Annotated in this window: 11 protein-coding genes and 3 pseudogenes; 8 read left to right on the top strand and 6 right to left on the bottom strand. The window is 39.2% G+C overall.

What is annotated here, in order from left to right:
• Positions 1 to 15: 15 nt before the first annotated feature.
• Positions 16 to 1,101, top strand: coding sequence for a 23S rRNA (cytidine(2498)-2'-O)-methyltransferase RlmM (gene rlmM / locus AAGD16_RS04875; protein WP_028834960.1), 1,086 nt, complete (start codon positions 16 to 18; stop codon positions 1,099 to 1,101).
• 46 nt (positions 1,102 to 1,147) lie between these two features.
• Here rlmM and cysZ read toward each other — a convergent pair whose 3' ends face one another.
• Positions 1,148 to 1,858, bottom strand: coding sequence for a sulfate transporter CysZ (gene cysZ, locus AAGD16_RS04870; protein WP_377114776.1), 711 nt, complete (start codon positions 1,856 to 1,858; stop codon positions 1,148 to 1,150).
• Positions 1,859 to 2,181: 323 nt separating this feature from the next.
• Here cysZ and AAGD16_RS04865 point away from each other — a divergent pair.
• Positions 2,182 to 4,427 (top strand): annotated as a pseudogene (locus tag AAGD16_RS04865) (putative bifunctional diguanylate cyclase/phosphodiesterase).
• 403 nt (positions 4,428 to 4,830) lie between these two features.
• A pseudogene (locus AAGD16_RS04860) lies at positions 4,831 to 6,388 on the top strand (BCCT family transporter).
• Between the two features lie 153 nt (positions 6,389 to 6,541).
• On the opposite strand, the pseudogene AAGD16_RS04855 reads toward AAGD16_RS04860, so the two are convergent.
• The 3 genes and pseudogenes from AAGD16_RS04855 to murJ all read right to left on the bottom strand — a co-directional run.
• Positions 6,542 to 6,970, bottom strand: a pseudogene (locus tag AAGD16_RS04855) (class I tRNA ligase family protein); the annotation flags it as partial.
• Positions 6,971 to 6,999: 29 nt separating this feature from the next.
• Positions 7,000 to 7,926: a bifunctional riboflavin kinase/FAD synthetase gene (ribF, locus tag AAGD16_RS04850; RefSeq protein WP_024602833.1), complete on the bottom strand. Its 927-nt coding sequence runs from the start codon at positions 7,924 to 7,926 to the stop codon at positions 7,000 to 7,002.
• A 74-nt stretch (positions 7,927 to 8,000) separates the two neighbouring features.
• Positions 8,001 to 9,539: a murein biosynthesis integral membrane protein MurJ gene (murJ, locus tag AAGD16_RS04845; RefSeq protein WP_377114773.1), complete on the bottom strand. Its 1,539-nt coding sequence runs from the start codon at positions 9,537 to 9,539 to the stop codon at positions 8,001 to 8,003.
• Between the two features lie 295 nt (positions 9,540 to 9,834).
• Here murJ and rpsT point away from each other — a divergent pair, with 295 nt between their 5' ends.
• A complete protein-coding gene (gene rpsT, locus AAGD16_RS04840) occupies positions 9,835 to 10,095 on the top strand; it encodes a 30S ribosomal protein S20 (protein ID WP_008114420.1) in 261 nt (86 codons plus the stop codon).
• Between the two features lie 67 nt (positions 10,096 to 10,162).
• Here rpsT and AAGD16_RS04835 read toward each other — a convergent pair whose 3' ends face one another.
• Positions 10,163 to 10,546, bottom strand: a complete 384-nt coding sequence (locus AAGD16_RS04835; protein WP_008114419.1) for a response regulator — start codon at positions 10,544 to 10,546, stop codon at positions 10,163 to 10,165.
• Between the two features lie 109 nt (positions 10,547 to 10,655).
• On the opposite strand from AAGD16_RS04835, the gene AAGD16_RS04830 reads away from it, so the two are divergent.
• The 3 genes from AAGD16_RS04830 (at position 10,656) to smrA (ending at position 12,405) form a co-directional block, all read left to right on the top strand.
• The gene (locus AAGD16_RS04830; RefSeq protein WP_377114006.1) at positions 10,656 to 11,075 is read left to right on the top strand and encodes a hypothetical protein; all 420 of its coding nucleotides are present in this window, start codon (positions 10,656 to 10,658) and stop codon (positions 11,073 to 11,075) included.
• A 106-nt stretch (positions 11,076 to 11,181) separates the two neighbouring features.
• Positions 11,182 to 11,427, top strand: a complete 246-nt coding sequence (locus AAGD16_RS04825) for a hypothetical protein (RefSeq protein ID WP_013464466.1) — start codon at positions 11,182 to 11,184, stop codon at positions 11,425 to 11,427.
• Between the two features lie 396 nt (positions 11,428 to 11,823).
• Complete coding sequence (gene smrA, locus AAGD16_RS04820; RefSeq protein WP_377114001.1) at positions 11,824 to 12,405, top strand: DNA endonuclease SmrA; 582 nt, start codon at positions 11,824 to 11,826, stop codon at positions 12,403 to 12,405.
• A gap of 257 nt (positions 12,406 to 12,662) precedes the next feature.
• Here the strand turns inward: smrA and AAGD16_RS04815 are convergent, their stop codons facing one another.
• A complete protein-coding gene (locus AAGD16_RS04815; protein WP_377113998.1) occupies positions 12,663 to 13,583 on the bottom strand; it encodes a 2-hydroxyacid dehydrogenase in 921 nt (306 codons plus the stop codon).
• A 160-nt stretch (positions 13,584 to 13,743) separates the two neighbouring features.
• Here AAGD16_RS04815 and AAGD16_RS04810 point away from each other — a divergent pair, with 160 nt between their 5' ends.
• A complete protein-coding gene (locus AAGD16_RS04810) occupies positions 13,744 to 15,474 on the top strand; it encodes a lysophospholipid acyltransferase family protein (protein WP_024602838.1) in 1,731 nt (576 codons plus the stop codon).
• The last annotated feature ends 74 nt before the right edge of the window (positions 15,475 to 15,548 follow it).

The following is a 15,548-nucleotide window of genomic DNA, read 5'->3' as shown; positions in this document are numbered from 1 at the left end:
AGTTTAAGGGTTAATATGTCTAGTGTTGTGATTTACTGTCGTAGTGGTTTTGAAAACGATGCCGCTGCTGAAATAACGTTTCACGCTGCCGAACAAGGATTTGCTGGGTATGTAAAAGCAAAACCAAATACCGGTTATGTTATTTATGAATGTTTTGAAGCGCAGCACAGCGACGAAATAATCAAAAAAGTTGATTTTAAAAATATGGTGTTTGCACGCCAATGGTTTGCCGGTAACCTAATTGAAAATATGCCCGTAGAAGATAGAGTAGGCGCTATTGTAGATGCCGCAAAAGATTTTACTTTGTGTTCTGAGCTTCGTGTCGAAACACCCGATACCAACGAGGGCAAAGAGTTACTGACTTTTTGTAAAAAAATATCGACCCCGCTTAAAAAAGCCCTCGAGAAACAAAACACTGTATTGCGTGAGCCAAAAGCAAATCGCCCAGTAATGCATGTGCTGTTTTTAGCTAATAATACTGCGTATGTGGGTTACTCATATAGTTATAACAACTCTCCTTTTTTTATGGGGATCTTACGTTTACGTATGCCAAGCGATGGCCCAAGTCGTTCAACGCTTAAGTTAGATGAAGCGTTTAATGTGTTTATTCCTGAGCAACAGCGTGAGTCACGCGTACAAGCTGGGATGCGCAGCGTTGATTTAGGTGCATGCCCAGGTGGCTGGACTTATCAGTTAGTTCGCCGTGGTATGTTTGTTAGCGCGATAGATAACGGCCCAATGAACGAAAGTTTAATGGAAACGGGTCAGGTAAAGCATTTTAGAGAAGATGGTTTTAAATACCGTCCAGAAAAAAGAAATATCACTTGGTTGGTTTGCGATATGGTAGAAAAGCCGACTAAAGTGACTAACTTGATGATTGACTGGGCAGTAAATGCTTATGCAAAAGAGCTTATTTTTAATCTGAAATTACCGATGAAAAAACGCTTTGATAGTGTGTATGAATGTTTAAAAATGATCAGAGAAGAAATGGCGAAGTACGGCATAAGCTATGAACTTCAAGCTAAGCATTTATACCATGATCGTGAAGAAATAACGGTGCACTTAAATGTCACTAAAGTGCCACAGAGCTTATATAGTTAATCTATTAGCGAGTATAAAAAATGGGCCAAGTGGCCCATTTTTTATTTTAACTACGGTATTGTGGTCGGTAATTTTCAACCCATAATCGTGTGGCACCACATACCGCCACAGGCATAACAATTAAATTTACAAATGGGATAGCGGTTAGCAGCATCACGGCAAAGCCAAACCCATAAGATAACCCTTGTTTGCTTTTTAAATCATTTTTCATTTGTGTAAAGCTAATTTTGTGATTATCAAAAGCATAATCTTTATATTGCACCGCATACATCCAGCAGGTAAAAAGCACCCATAGCACTTGGCCTATTACAGGTAGTACCCACAATAAAATAAAAAAGCCGATAGCGCGTGGGAGGTAGTAGCAAAGCTTAGTCCATTCCCGGCCCAGCATTCGCGGAACATCTTTAACTAAATCAGCTAATCCGTCGTCGTTAATTTTTTGACCAGTTAAGTAAAGCTCTACCTTTTCACTTAGTAAGCCATTAAAAGGTGCGGCGATAAAGTTAGTAATAACGGTAAATAACATACTGTAACTAAACAGCACCACCAGCACAGCAATTGGCCACATTAACCATTCGAGCCAACTTAGCCATTCTGGGAGCATGGCGTTTACGGCATTAAAGCCATCACTAAGCCAGCCAAATAAAAAGAATAAGGAGCTACCAAATAATAAAATATTAATAAGTAGGGGTATAAGTACAAAGCGTTTTAGCCCTTTTTGACTAATTAACTTAAACCCTGAAATAAAATATTCCATACCTTGTGTTATTTGCACACTAACCTCATCGATTATTACTATTTTAGCTATTATAAATAGCTTGATGATTTTAAACAGTACTTTTAAGTAACAAAGTATTTAATAAAGGGTATTTACAGATGGTATGTAAATAAATGATTTGTTGATAAGTACATTTCAAATCGCCACCTTGTATTGAATGGCAAACGCTCGTGAAATAGACGAAAATAGCATAGATGCTGATTTCAATATTATGTATAGTCAAAAGACTATAATAAATTATTATAAACAGGCCCTAAAATAGAGCGACGCATTTAGCGTTAGTGATTGTTGAGGAATATAATTTGATTGAAATAATGAGAGTCAGAAAGCTGCTTTCTCAGCAACAAAGTATATTATCGAAAATAGCACTCGGTGCGCCACTTGATGAGGTACTGGAAAATATTTGTTTATCTATTGAGGAGCTTATTGAAGACTCCTCTGCAAAGTGCTCTATATTAACGCTCAAAGGAGAGCAGCTATTTCATAGCGCGGCACCTAATATTGCACAGGGTTACTGCCAAGCAATTAATGGTGTGAAAATAGGGCCAACTGTCGGTTCATGCGGTACTGCAGCCTATGAAAAAAAACGCATTATAGCCGCAGATATTTCAACATCGCCATTATGGGATGATTATAGAGTATTGGCGTTAAGTTATGGTTTAAGGTCATGTTGGTCTACCCCCATTATTTCAACAAAATCAGACATATTAGGCACTTTTGCAATTTATCATGACAGCGCAAAGTCACCGACACCACAAGATTTAGAATTAATAGATTTTTTTGTTGATTTCACCAGTATTGCTCTTGAAAAGCACACCGAGTCACTAAGATTAAACGCGTTGCTTTTTGAATTACAGCAAAGTAATGAAAAGTTTAAAGCCTTTACAAAAGTGCTTCCTGATCTAACCCTCATTTTGAGTGAAGAGGGGGAGTATACCAATGTTTACGGCACAGCTAATGAAAGTTTATATTTAAGCCAAGAGCACGTTAAAATCAAAATGTCAGAGATATTATGCCTCCTGAAGATGCAAATCCTATTCTGGCGGTGATTGACAAAACGTTGCAAACTAATGAAGTTCAAGTGTTTGAATATCAGCTCAATATAAAAGGTAAGCAGCTTACATTTGAAGGGCGAACAGCTCCCCTTGAAAGTTACCAGCCTAATAACCCGTCACTGAGACATGTGGTGTGGATGGCCAGAGATATCTCTAATCGCAAAGCTGCCGAAGAAGAAGTACAACGGTTAGCATTTTTCGATCCGCTCACTAACCTTCCTAATCGCAGAATGCTCAATGATAGGCTCAGTATGTATGTGGAGCGAATTAAGCAGTCTGATCATTCTGGCGCACTCTTATTTTTAGATTTAGATAATTTTAAACGCATAAATGACTCACTAGGTCATAATGCAGGCGATGAAATACTGGTTGAGTTATCACAACGATTAACAGCTATTTTGAACCCGGCAGATACCCTCGCACGAGTCGGTGGTGATGAATTTATTATTCTTATCGAGCATGTCGGTGATAGCCACATGCAAGCTAATAGTGAATCTGAGTTGATTGCTAAAAAAGTACAAAGTGTCTTTTATGAAAAATTTGAAGTGGGCGATTTAGCGTTTCAGGTCAGTTGTAGTATTGGTATTTGTTTGATTAACACGAGCAATGCCATAACCGCTAATATTTTAAAATTTGCAGATACCGCTATGTATCGCTCTAAAATGAAAGGCGGTAATAGTAGTAGCTTTTACGACCCCGCACTGCAAACCTTACTGGAAAATCAAACTGAGCTTGAAACTGACATTGTTAGGGCTATCGCGTGCGATGAGTTTTGTGCTTATTTTCAGCCACAATTAGCAATTGATGGAACCCTTGTGGGTGCTGAGGCATTAATAAGGTGGAATCATCCAACCAAAGGACTTATCCCCCCTAATGCATTTATTCCAATTGCCGAGCAATTTGGCTTAATTCAAAAGTTACAAAATATTGTATTAAGAGATATTTGTATTTTACTTGAAACACTTCGAGATAATAACTTACTCGATGACAGTTTTAGCGTATCAATTAACATTAGCCAGTGTCAGTTTAATTCTTCCACTTTAAAAGGTGAGCTATTTAAAGCAATTGAAGCGTTTGACGTCTCGCCAACTCGAATTAAATTAGAGATCACTGAATCAATGTTAGCGGGTGACTTGATGGGGACCGTAAAGCAAATGGAAGAATTAAAATCGCAGGGATTTGTGTTTTCAATTGATGACTTTGGTACGGGCTACTCGTGTTTAAAACATTTAAGCGTTTTTCCTATTGATGAGTTAAAAATTGATAAAAGCTTTATTGATAAAGTGCTCAATAGCGCATCGGGTCAAAGTATTGTGCAATCTATTATTGGCTTAGGTCATAGCTTAAATATTAACATTGTGGCCGAAGGGGTCGAAAGTGCTGAGCAACTAACAATATTAAAGTCGATGGGCGTGAATGCAGTGCAGGGTTATTTATTTGCAAAACCATTAACGTACAGCAACTATTTAACATGGCATAAACAGCATCAATAACCCTGTATTTATCACTAACAGAGCGACAGGTTTAGTTGCCCTAATCGATAAGCCGCGTTGTTTGCGTACCCACTGCGCAGCAACGTTTAATAACGTACCGCGCTTTTGCTAAAGCAAAAATGTATATTTTTTGTTTGTTTGATACCGTGATGTAATTTATCTTTTATTATTGTGTAACTACTACACAAATCATTCCTGAGGCATTGGTTTAGCGTTTTTAACGCGTTAAACTAGTCAGGAATTGGCAATAAGTCTACTTGTTGTGACATTACCTAAACGTGAACATGACAAGTACTTAAAACTCGCTTTTGAGTTGCTTTGTCGTTTGTTGAAACTAGGGTTTAGTGTGATGTCATGGTGTGTCGCTATGTCGGTAACTTTAAAGAACCATTAGGAGCGATAAATGAATACCACTAAAGCAACTTTAAAGTCGGGTGAAACACATTCTTCCCGAGTTAAGTTTCTTGATGGGGTTGATATACCCGTATTTTTAATCAGTGGCGGTATATTAGTTTTATTTGCCGCGCTGGCCCTTTACGACATTAAACTGATGTCTGATTGGATAAATACGGCCTTTGCCTTCTCAACCAAAATATTTGGCGCCTTTTGGCAAGTCCTACTTTTATTAACCTTTGTGATTGGCATTTTCTTAGCTATCGGCCGCACTGGCTCAGTGGTACTGGGTGGCTTAAAAACCCTGAAATTTCTACCTTTAAGTGGATAAGTATTATTATGTGTACTTTGCTTGCTGGTGGCGGCGTATTTTGGGCCGCAGCAGAGCCAATGGCACATTTTATTTCTCCGCCACCGCTATTTGGTGGTGAAACAGGCACTAACGATGCCGCTTATAACGCACTTGCACAAAGCTTTATGCACTGGGGATTTTAGCCTGGGCTATATTAGGCAGCTTAACGGGCATTGTTTATATGCATCTTCATTACGAAAAAGGCTTACCGCTTAAACCTCGTACTTTGCTTTATCCCGTATTTGGCGATCGTGTTATGAAAGGGGCGCTTGGTACAATTGTTGATGCATGTTGTGTACTCGCTGTGGTTGCTGGCACTGTAGGTCCAATTGGTTTTTTAGGCTTACAGGTGAGTTTTGGCCTAGATAAATTGTTTGGTATTCCTGACACCTACACCACACAAGTAGTTATTTTATTTAGTTTAATTGGCATTTACACACTTTCAGCGGTAAGTGGCGTTACTAAAGGTATTCAGCTGTTAAGTCGTTTTAATGTTGTTTTGGCTGTAGTGCTGATGTTGTTTATATTACTGATGGGGCCCACTGCGTTTATTATTGATAGCTACATCCAATCGTTTGGCTTGTACTTAGATAACTTTATTCCTATGGCTACGTTTCGTGCCGATAAACCATGGTTAGACTGGTGGACCGTATTCTTTTGGGGCTGGTTTTTAGGTTATGGCCCTTTAATGGCGATGTTTGTTGCGCGTATATCGCGTGGCCGAACTATCCGTGAAATGATTTTACTCATCTCTGTGGTTGCGCCAGTGATCACCTGCTTTTGGTTTACCATTGTGGGTGGCTCAGGCATATTTTTTGAGTTAAATAATCCAGGTGTTATATCAGAACCTTTCGCAGGGCTTAATTTACCAGCGGCATTGTTAGCCATTACTGAGCAGTTACCCATGGGGTTTGTTGTGTCGGTATTATTTTTAGTGCTGACCACTATTTTTGTGGCAACAACCGGTGACTCAATGACGTACTCGGTATCTATGGTGATGACCGGTACCGATCATCCGCAAACATCAATTCGTGTGTTTTGGGGAGTTATGATGGGGGTAATGGCTGCATTACTCATCTCAATTGGCGAGGGCGGAATTTCAGCGCTACAGTCCTTTATTGTGGTGACCGCGGTGCCAGTTTCCTTTGTGTTACTACCGTCACTGTGGACAGCACCACAAATAGTTAAAAAAATGGCAGATGAGCAAGGGCTCTAATAGCACATAAAAAAGGCGCTCGTTAGCGCCTTTTTCTATTTTATACATCGCTTAAATTTTAACAAAAAACAGCCACATTTCTTCAGGCCACACAGACTCTACCGGATTAAAATAATTCACTAACAAACAGTTTAATTTGTTGATTGAGCAAAAACGTTTAAAGTCTACTTTTTGGCCTTCCACTTGCTTTTTAGCATAGGCACGACATTTTTCGCGAAATTCTGCAGCAGTTACCTTAACACCGGGTTTACCGACTTTTTTCTCAACCATTAACTCAATTGGTAAACCATGACAGTCCCAACCCGGTACGTATGGCGCATCGAAGTCTGATAAGGTTTTAGACTTAACAATAATATCTTTTAATATTTTATTTACTGAATGGCCTAAATGGATATCGCCGTTTGCATACGGAGGGCCGTCATGCAAAATGAAAGTTTTTTTACCTTTCTTTGCGCTGCGAATTTGACCATACAGGTCGTCTTCATACCATGCTTTAAGCATTTTTGGTTCACGTTGTGCCAAATTGCCACGCATTGGAAACATTGTTTCCGGTAAATTCAAAGTATGTTTGTAGTCGCTCATTAATCCTACTTTCCGTCTCTATCGGCTACCTAATTTAAACCAAAACACTGCTTAGCGGCGGCAACATCGGTTGCTATTTGTGCCGTCAGTTGTGTTAATGTCTCGAATTTTTTCTCGTTGCGGAGTTTTTCAATCAACTCCACATGCATAAATTGTCCATAAATATCTTGTGCAAAATCAAAAAGGTGTACTTCTAATAAGGCACGAGTTCCATTAAATGTGGGTTTGTTTCCAATGTTAGCTACCCCAAAAACGTGTTTCCCAGCGATCATTACTTGAACCGCAAATACGCCATTAACCGGACAAACTTGACGCTTTAGCGCAATATTTGCCGTTCTAAAGCCTAGTTCCCGGCCTTTTTTCCAGCCGTGAATAACTCGCCCAGATATCGCATAATTATGCCCAAGCATGACTTTTGCACTAACCAAGTCACCCTCGGCAAGCGCTTCTCGTATTAAGGTACTGCTTACTCTAGCATTTAATTGCCTAAAGCTGGCAGTGCTTTTAACACTCATTCCCGCTTGAGTACCCATATTAGCCAATAGGCTAAAATTTCCTTGGCGCTGTTTACCAAATCTAAAATCATCGCCAACCGTTAATGCTTTAACGCCCAGCTTTTTAATTAAAATATCGCTCACAAACTGCTCTGCATGCATATTTGCAAACGCTTGATTAAAGCTAATACAAATAACGCGCTCAATCCCCAAGTTACTCAATAGACGAAGTTTATCACGCAGTCGAGTAAGCCTAGCCGGGGCATTGTTTTTTGCAAAAAACTCTTGTGGCTGAGGCTCAAATAACATTACAGTGCTGGGTAAATTATTTTCTTTGGCATCCGCTAACAGCCCTTTTAATACGGCAGCATGACCCAAATGAACACCATCAAAATTACCAATGGTTAGCACACAACCAAAGTGTTGTGGGCGTATATTGTGTATACCTCTAATTAACTCCATGCCACCTAATGCCTTTTTCAGCGAGCGATAAAATGCGACCTTGGGTCGCAGAGTGTCCGATTATAATCTTTTTTTTAATTTGATTCAGTAATTGCTACACTTTTTATCGTATTTAGTCTAACGCCCATCAAAAACAACATAAAAAAGTAACTAACAACCGCAATAATTAATAACACAACCAACAACATAACTTGTTCACTAAAGTGCCAGCTAGCCCAATCATAGTGTCTACTGGTAAACCACACTAGTGCACCCATCGTCACACTCGCCAGCAAACACTTCAAAGTGAAGTAGCCACTCATGCTGGAAAACTGATAAACATTCTCTTTTTTAAGCTGTCGGTACAGTAAGTAGGCATTACAACTAGCCGACATAGAGGTTGCCAGGGCTAAGCCTAAATAGCCAATAAAGGGCGCCAGCATAATATTAAACACCATGTTAAGCACCAAAGTGACAATACCAATGCGCACCGGTGTTTTCGTATCTTGGCGAGAATAAAACCCAGGCGCCAACACTTTAATTAACATAAAGCTGACTAATCCCACCGAGTAGGCAATCACCCCTAAGCTCACAGCCTTAACGTGATCAATACCAGCCTCTTTAAACGCGCCGTGATCAAACAGCACAGTAATAATCAGCGGGCTTATAATCATCAACCCTATCATGGCAGGGAGCCCTAAAAAAATCACAAATCGCACTCCCCAATCTAGGGTATGTTGAAAGTCGCTACTTTTTTTACTGCTGTGTAATTTTGATAGCGCAGGTAAAATAACCGTCGCAATACCAATACCAAATAAACCAAGTGGGAATTCAATCAGTCTATCTGAGTAATACAGCCAAGCGATAGAGCCTGTCATCAATAATGAAGCTATTACCGTATCGAGTAATAAGTTAATTTGACTAATTGATACACCAAATAACGCTGGGAGCATTAATTTACGCACTTTTTTAACATTTTCGTCTTGCCAACCCCATCGCGGGCGGGCCAACATTTTTGCTTTATATAAAAACGGCAGTTGAAATAATAGCTGTACCACGCCCCCTAAAAATACGCCTATTGCTAATGCATATGCACCAACAGAAAATTTGTCATGCAATAAAATGGCACAACCAATAATAGAAACATTAAGTAATACAGGAGTAAATGCGGCAACTGCAAAACGGTTGTACACATTCATTACTGCGCCACTAAGCGCCACTAAGCTTACAAAAAATAAATAAGGAAAGGTCAGCTTTAATAGTGAACTGGCAAGCTCAAACTTTTCTGCGTCAGGGCCACCTTGCCACCAATCAATAAACCAACCAGTACCAAATAAAGCGGCGATAACGGGGGATGCCACAACACCAAAAAGCGTAACGAGTAGTAAAATTGTGCCGAGTGTACCTGCCGCCTGTGCAACAAATATTCTGACTTTATCATCGCCTTGTTGTTCTTTGATTTCACTTAATACAGGTACAAACGCCTGTGCAAAAGCCCCTTCAGCAAATAAACGGCGTAAAAAATTAGGAATACGGTTTGCAAATAAAAACACATCGGCAGCAGCCCCTGCCCCCAACAAGTTAGCAACAACAGCATCACGCACTAGCCCTAAAATACGCGAGATCATTGTCATTGCACTTACAATCATCCCGGAACGAAACAAACCTTTTGACACTATAAATCCATATTAAAAATCAGCAATTAAGTTAATTATGCCATAGTCTTTTTTATAAATCGCTTTAAAGCACTAGGCTCGAACCCCTTGCTTTGTTACAATAGCGGCATTAACTGCTAAAGCGGCAAATTGATGTTCGTTATAAGGAGCAGTTTTTCTTGGATTGTTAAAATTAAATTGACATTCATGATAAAAACAGGCATATTCCACGGCCTTTAATTTAAGCTTTATTTAAGATTGTTAGGAGCAAACCTTGGCTAACATCAAGTCTGCAAAAAAACGCGCTATCACAAGCGAAAAAAACCGTCAGCACAACGCAAGCCGTCGTTCAATGATGCGTACTTACTTCAAAAAAGTAATCGTAGCTATTGAAGCTGGCGATAAAGAAGCTGCACAGCAAGCTTTTTCTGTTGCTACACCTATCCTAGACCGTTACGCAACTAAGGGTCTAATCCACAAAAACAAAGCTGCTCGTCATAAGAGCCGTTTAGCTGCTAAAATTAAAGCGCTATAATTTGTTTTTGCAAGATTAAAAAAACCGGCTTTTGCCGGTTTTTTTTTACCCAAAATAAATACGCTTTTTAAACGTTATCGAGCTCTGGATAAAACTTTTTCAGCATCGCCGCAATTTTCTTCGGTGAAAATGGCTTAACCACAAATCCTTTTGCCCCTCTATCTATTGCATCCTTCACATTTTCAACGCCTGAATGCGCCGACACCATCACCACGTTTGTCTCTGGTGATAACTCATTTATCTGCGCAATAAGCTCTTTACCATCGCCGTCAGGTAGCTCTATATCTAAAAATATAATGTTAAAGTTTGCTGCACGGCATTCACTTATGCACTGCGCGGCCGTAGACGCTTCTTTTACATTCTCTATCCCTAAATGCATCAATGTTTGACTTAGAAAGCTACGCACCGTGCTAACATCATCAACTATTAAAATAGATAGCTGCGTATTCATATATAATCCTTATAGGCTAAAAGCCGTGTCTGCGAAATTGGTGATTTGCTTAAAATACAAATATTTACTTTATTATAGAGAGCTAAGCCAAAAAGGCCAGATTTGCTTTATGTCGAAAAATACAAAAAAGAGTCGTCGCAAAAAAAATAAAGCGGCCTATGTTAAACCAATACTTAGTAACAAGCCTGCAAACCTTGGCTCACAATCAAACCCGCGCGTAGTAAGTGTAAAACGTGGCGCCAAACTAACCGCATTTTTTATTTTCACGATATTATTACTTATATTTGTTTTAGCGCCAAAGCCTAGTTTACTCACCTATAAAAAATCAGCCATGGTTAGCAAAAGTATTTATTGGCCAGGGCTATTTGCCAATAAACCAAAGCTACTGGATTCAACGCTGCACCCTAGACTAGATAAGCATCGCAGAACACTATACCTCTGTGTAGATCTTCAGCAACCACAAAGCTGCCAAAAATATCATGTTATTGCTGAAGAGGGATTATTTTCGGTATTAATGACCTACTTTTAGCATTAAAAAAACTAATCTGAAAATTTAAAATTACTTGGTTGAAAGCTGTGCAAAAGATCAACATAATGGCGCTCCTTTTTTCAACAACTGAACTATTGAAACGACCATGCTAAACGAGCTAGATTGGCTTTTAAATACATTACTACTTGCACTAGGTTTAGGTGCATTCTTTATCAACCAACTGACACTGCTTCGCGTTGCTGCGATTAGTGCGTGTGGTTTGTTATTCCTATCATTTAGCTTAGATCTTATGTCGTCGAGTATTATTTCAAATATGAGTTTAGTGTTGATCAACACATTTTACTTGTTCAAAGTTTATACGTTTGGGCAATTTAGCGTATCTCAGCATTAATTACTTCCCCTTAGAATATTTTATAGCCCAGTTTTTCTGGGCTTTTTTATATCTCACTGTTAAAAATCTTGGGTCTGGGTTTGAACTAAGTTAAAATTTATCTCGTAATAGGGTCTGTTGACCTTTCAAGGTTAAATTTGCAGCAGTCTGTTTGGTATTTAGGCAAGGCTGAGCCTATGTGGTGTGGTTATTCCCCATAGATAGGTGATAACGCAGCATCAATGCCAAACAGGCGCTGCCCTTTGGGTTCTACCTAGGGGCGATTTACTCTTTGTTGCTCGGTTTTTACTTAGCCCACTAGGTTACAAACCTCGCGCCGCGATTAAACCGCCCCTAGCTTGAACAAATTTTAATCCGCAAAGGTCAACAGACCCTTGCCTAATTTGAGATAAGCCCATGCCGTTGTCAGATTTCGATTTATTCTTATCCTCTATGGAAGATGTTACCCCCATAACGCATGACACTGTGACCTTACCATCTAAAAGCCATAAAACGGTCATCGCCCAGCAAGAAAAAAACAAAGCTGCACAATTAAACTTAAACAGTGAACAATTTAATCCGTTAGATGAACCACTTGAATTACTCGATCCACTTGCCATATTAAGCTTTAAAAAAGAGGGCGTACAAAGCGCGGTTTTTAAAAATGTAAGATTAGCGAAATATCAGCTTGATGCGACGCTTGATTTACATGGGCAACTTTTAAAAAATGCACACGCATCATTATTAGCCTTTGTTCAAGACTGCCATCAGCGAAATATAAGAATGGTACTCGTTCGCCATGGCATAGGTATTAAAAATAAAACCAAGCCAGGGATATTAAAAAGTTACGTAAATCAGTGGTTACAAACAATTCCATGCGTTTTAGCGTTTCATACTGCACTTAGGCAGCATGGAGGAAGTGGTGCGACGTATGTTTTATTGAAGAAAAGTGATGATAAAAAGCATCAAAACAGAGAAATACACAGCAAGCGTAGCTAAATCTTGCTGTGAAAATAAGGGTCAGATCAGCAGCGCTGCCGCATTGGCTTGATTAAACCAGGCAGATATTCCTAATATAATGATAGATACAACCACGATGCTAATTTTTGCGCCCCCTTGATTGGGTTTCATAATTCATCCTATTTTTTTATTATTGTTAGAACTGTTTTTAACAATAATAAAAATTACAAATGTTAACAAGCTGTTTCTGTTAAAAATTAAATAAATTTTAATCCTTGAAGGCCAACAACTGCCAATTAATAACCTTGCTGCTTATCAATGCAATTTATTAATGGCTGTTTCGCTTTTAAACGCAAAATGTTTTCTGCTATTTGTTCAATAACACTATCCAGATCTGACAACGCAGCACAGTGCGGTGTTAAAGTAATACCTGGATGCAACCAATAAGGGTGTTCGCTTGGTAGTGGTTCACTGGCAAACACATCAAGCGTTGCTGCGCGTATACGTGTATTGTTAAGTGCATCAAGTAAATCAGCTTCTACTATATGCCCACCTCTGGCCACATTAATCACCACAGCATGTTCAGGCAGTTGCTCAAGTAACTGTTTATTAATAATGCCTTGGGTACTGCTGGTAAGCGGTAATAAACATACTAAATAACCGGTTTGCGCAAGCATCTGTGTTAAGCCGTCATCACCATGATAGAGTGTCGCAATGTTTGATGTTTTAGGGCTTCGGCTCCAAGCATTTACGTTAAAACCGTTATTAACCAGCCTATGTGCACATGCTTGACCTAGTTCGCCAAACCCTAAAATGCTTACTTGATTATGTTTATGCGCTCTTTTAGGTTTCCATATACTTTGCTGTTGCTTTATTGCATATTCTTTTAATCGCAATTTTTGTGCTAATACATGGGTAAGTACGTATTCAGCCATATCGTTGGCTAACTGTTTATCAACAATACGCACGACCTCTACATCCGCAGGTAATAAACTTAAATCAATGCTATCAACGCCAGCGCCAAATGATGACACAGCCTTTAGGTTTGGTAACGTGGGCCACAGTGATGCAGGCGCATTCCACGCTAAAACGAACTCTACACTCTCTAAATTTTGGCAATCATCAAGTTCTTCAATTCGAATACTAGGCAATCGTGATTGCATTTTTGCTATTAATTTTGTGTTGTCTCGGCCTGTTATAGCCACCAAAACTGACATGATGATTCCTTAAAAAGTAACCCTGAATAGTAGTACTGATATGGTTCAATTCAATAGTATGTAAACGGTTTTAAAAAGTCACACAACTGACCGCGTATTGTCATATCCGCACTCTAAGCTAAACATATTGGCTTTAGCCTAGTATAAAAAAGAGGTGCGTATGATCAGTGTAGATAAAGTAATTGCGACTAACTTACCACAGTTAACTAACTCATTTAAAATAAAAAAACTGGTAAAAAAGAGCCTTAGCTACTTATTACATGAACAAGAGTTTACAAACTTTGCAACAACTTATCCCCATCTTCAAGGAATAGAATTTGTCGAGCAAGTACTTGATGAACTTGATTTTGACACTCGATACAAAGCAAAACAAATAGAAAATATTCCCAGTGAAGGGAAAATTGTCATTATTGCTAATCATCCAATTGGATCCTTAGATGCGCTTGCATTAATTAATGTGTTATCGACGGTGCGTGCCGATTTAAAAGTCGTGGCTAACCGAATGCTAATGACCGTTGATGCAATGCATTCATTATTACTACCCGTTGATAATTTGTCGGGGCAAAGTAAAAAACAAGAGCTTAGTAATATCCACCAGCATTTAAAAAATGAAGGAGCATTACTTATTTTCCCTGCGGGTGAAGTTTCTCGACTTCGACCAACAGGGATCAAAGACTGTAAATGGAACAGCGGGTTTTTACGTATCGCTAAAAAAGCCAATAGCCCAATTTTACCCATACATATAAAAGCCAGAAACAGCCCGCTTTTTTACGGTGCCTCTATGCTATATAAACCGCTTGCCAGTTTATTACTAGTCAAAGAAATGTTTAAACAGCGCCAAAAATCGCTCGAATTTGAAATAGGCGCCTCCATTGCTCCTGAATCTTATTTAATACCCGATTTAAAAGACAAGGAAGTGGTCGAGCTTATACGAAAACAGCTGTACCGTTTAACCACTAAAAAAACACTGCCACTAAAAACTCATGCCCCTATTGCCTCACCAGAGTGTAAAAAAGAATTAAAAAAAGCCATCGAAAGCTGTGAACATTTAGGTAAAACCAGTGATGGCATGGTTATTTATTTATACCAATACCAAGGCAGCTCACCGTTATTTCGTGAACTGGGTCGCTTACGGGAAATTGCCTTTCGTGCAGTAGGTGAAGGCAGTGGCAATCGCCGTGATATAGACAAATACGACATGCATTATCAACACTTAGTCTTATGGGATGCACAATCACTCGAACTAGTTGGCGCTTACAGATTAGCCTGCGCGCAGGATGTGATTGAACAGCACTCTCAACGTGGGCTTTATACCGATAGCTTATTTAATTATACCCAAGAGATGACGCCATACTTCAAGCAAGGCATAGAATTAGGCCGTAGTTTTGTACAACCCAAATACTGGGGCAGAAAAAGCCTCGACTATTTATGGTATGGCATTGGTGCTTTTATTAATCGCTACCCTCAGTATCGTTACTTATTTGGTGCAGTGAGTGTGTCAAACGCACTGCCAGAGCAAGCAAAATCCTTACTGGTGCATTATTATCAGCACTATTATGGCTCTGAAAAGTCACTCGCAACGCCTAACAATGCTTTTCGTCATACCCGTGAGCAGCAGATTCAATGCACTAATTTGTTTATGGGTAACAACATCAAAGAAGACTTTGTAGAACTTAAACACATACTGGCTAATATGGGCACCCATGTACCCACACTATTTAAACAATACACCGAGCTATGTGAGCCAAATGGGGTAACGTTTTTAAGTTTTAGTATTGATCCGCAATTTAATAATTGTATTGATGGATTGGTATTGGTCGACCTTGAGAAAGTAAAACCGAGTAAAGCAAAACGCTATTTGGGAGCGCAAGACACCGCCTCAATAAACTGAGTTTTGCCGTTAAAATATTAACTTAAGCGCCTAAGCTTGGGCGCTTAAACTTAAATACTTAAACTTAGGCAATT

Origin of the sequence: Pseudoalteromonas sp. M58 (genome assembly GCF_042604605.1) — a bacterium.
Lineage (GTDB): Bacteria > Pseudomonadota > Gammaproteobacteria > Enterobacterales > Alteromonadaceae > Pseudoalteromonas > Pseudoalteromonas tetraodonis.
The sequence above is the reverse complement of the archived record's forward strand: the minus strand, read 5'-3'. Positions and strand labels throughout refer to the sequence as shown.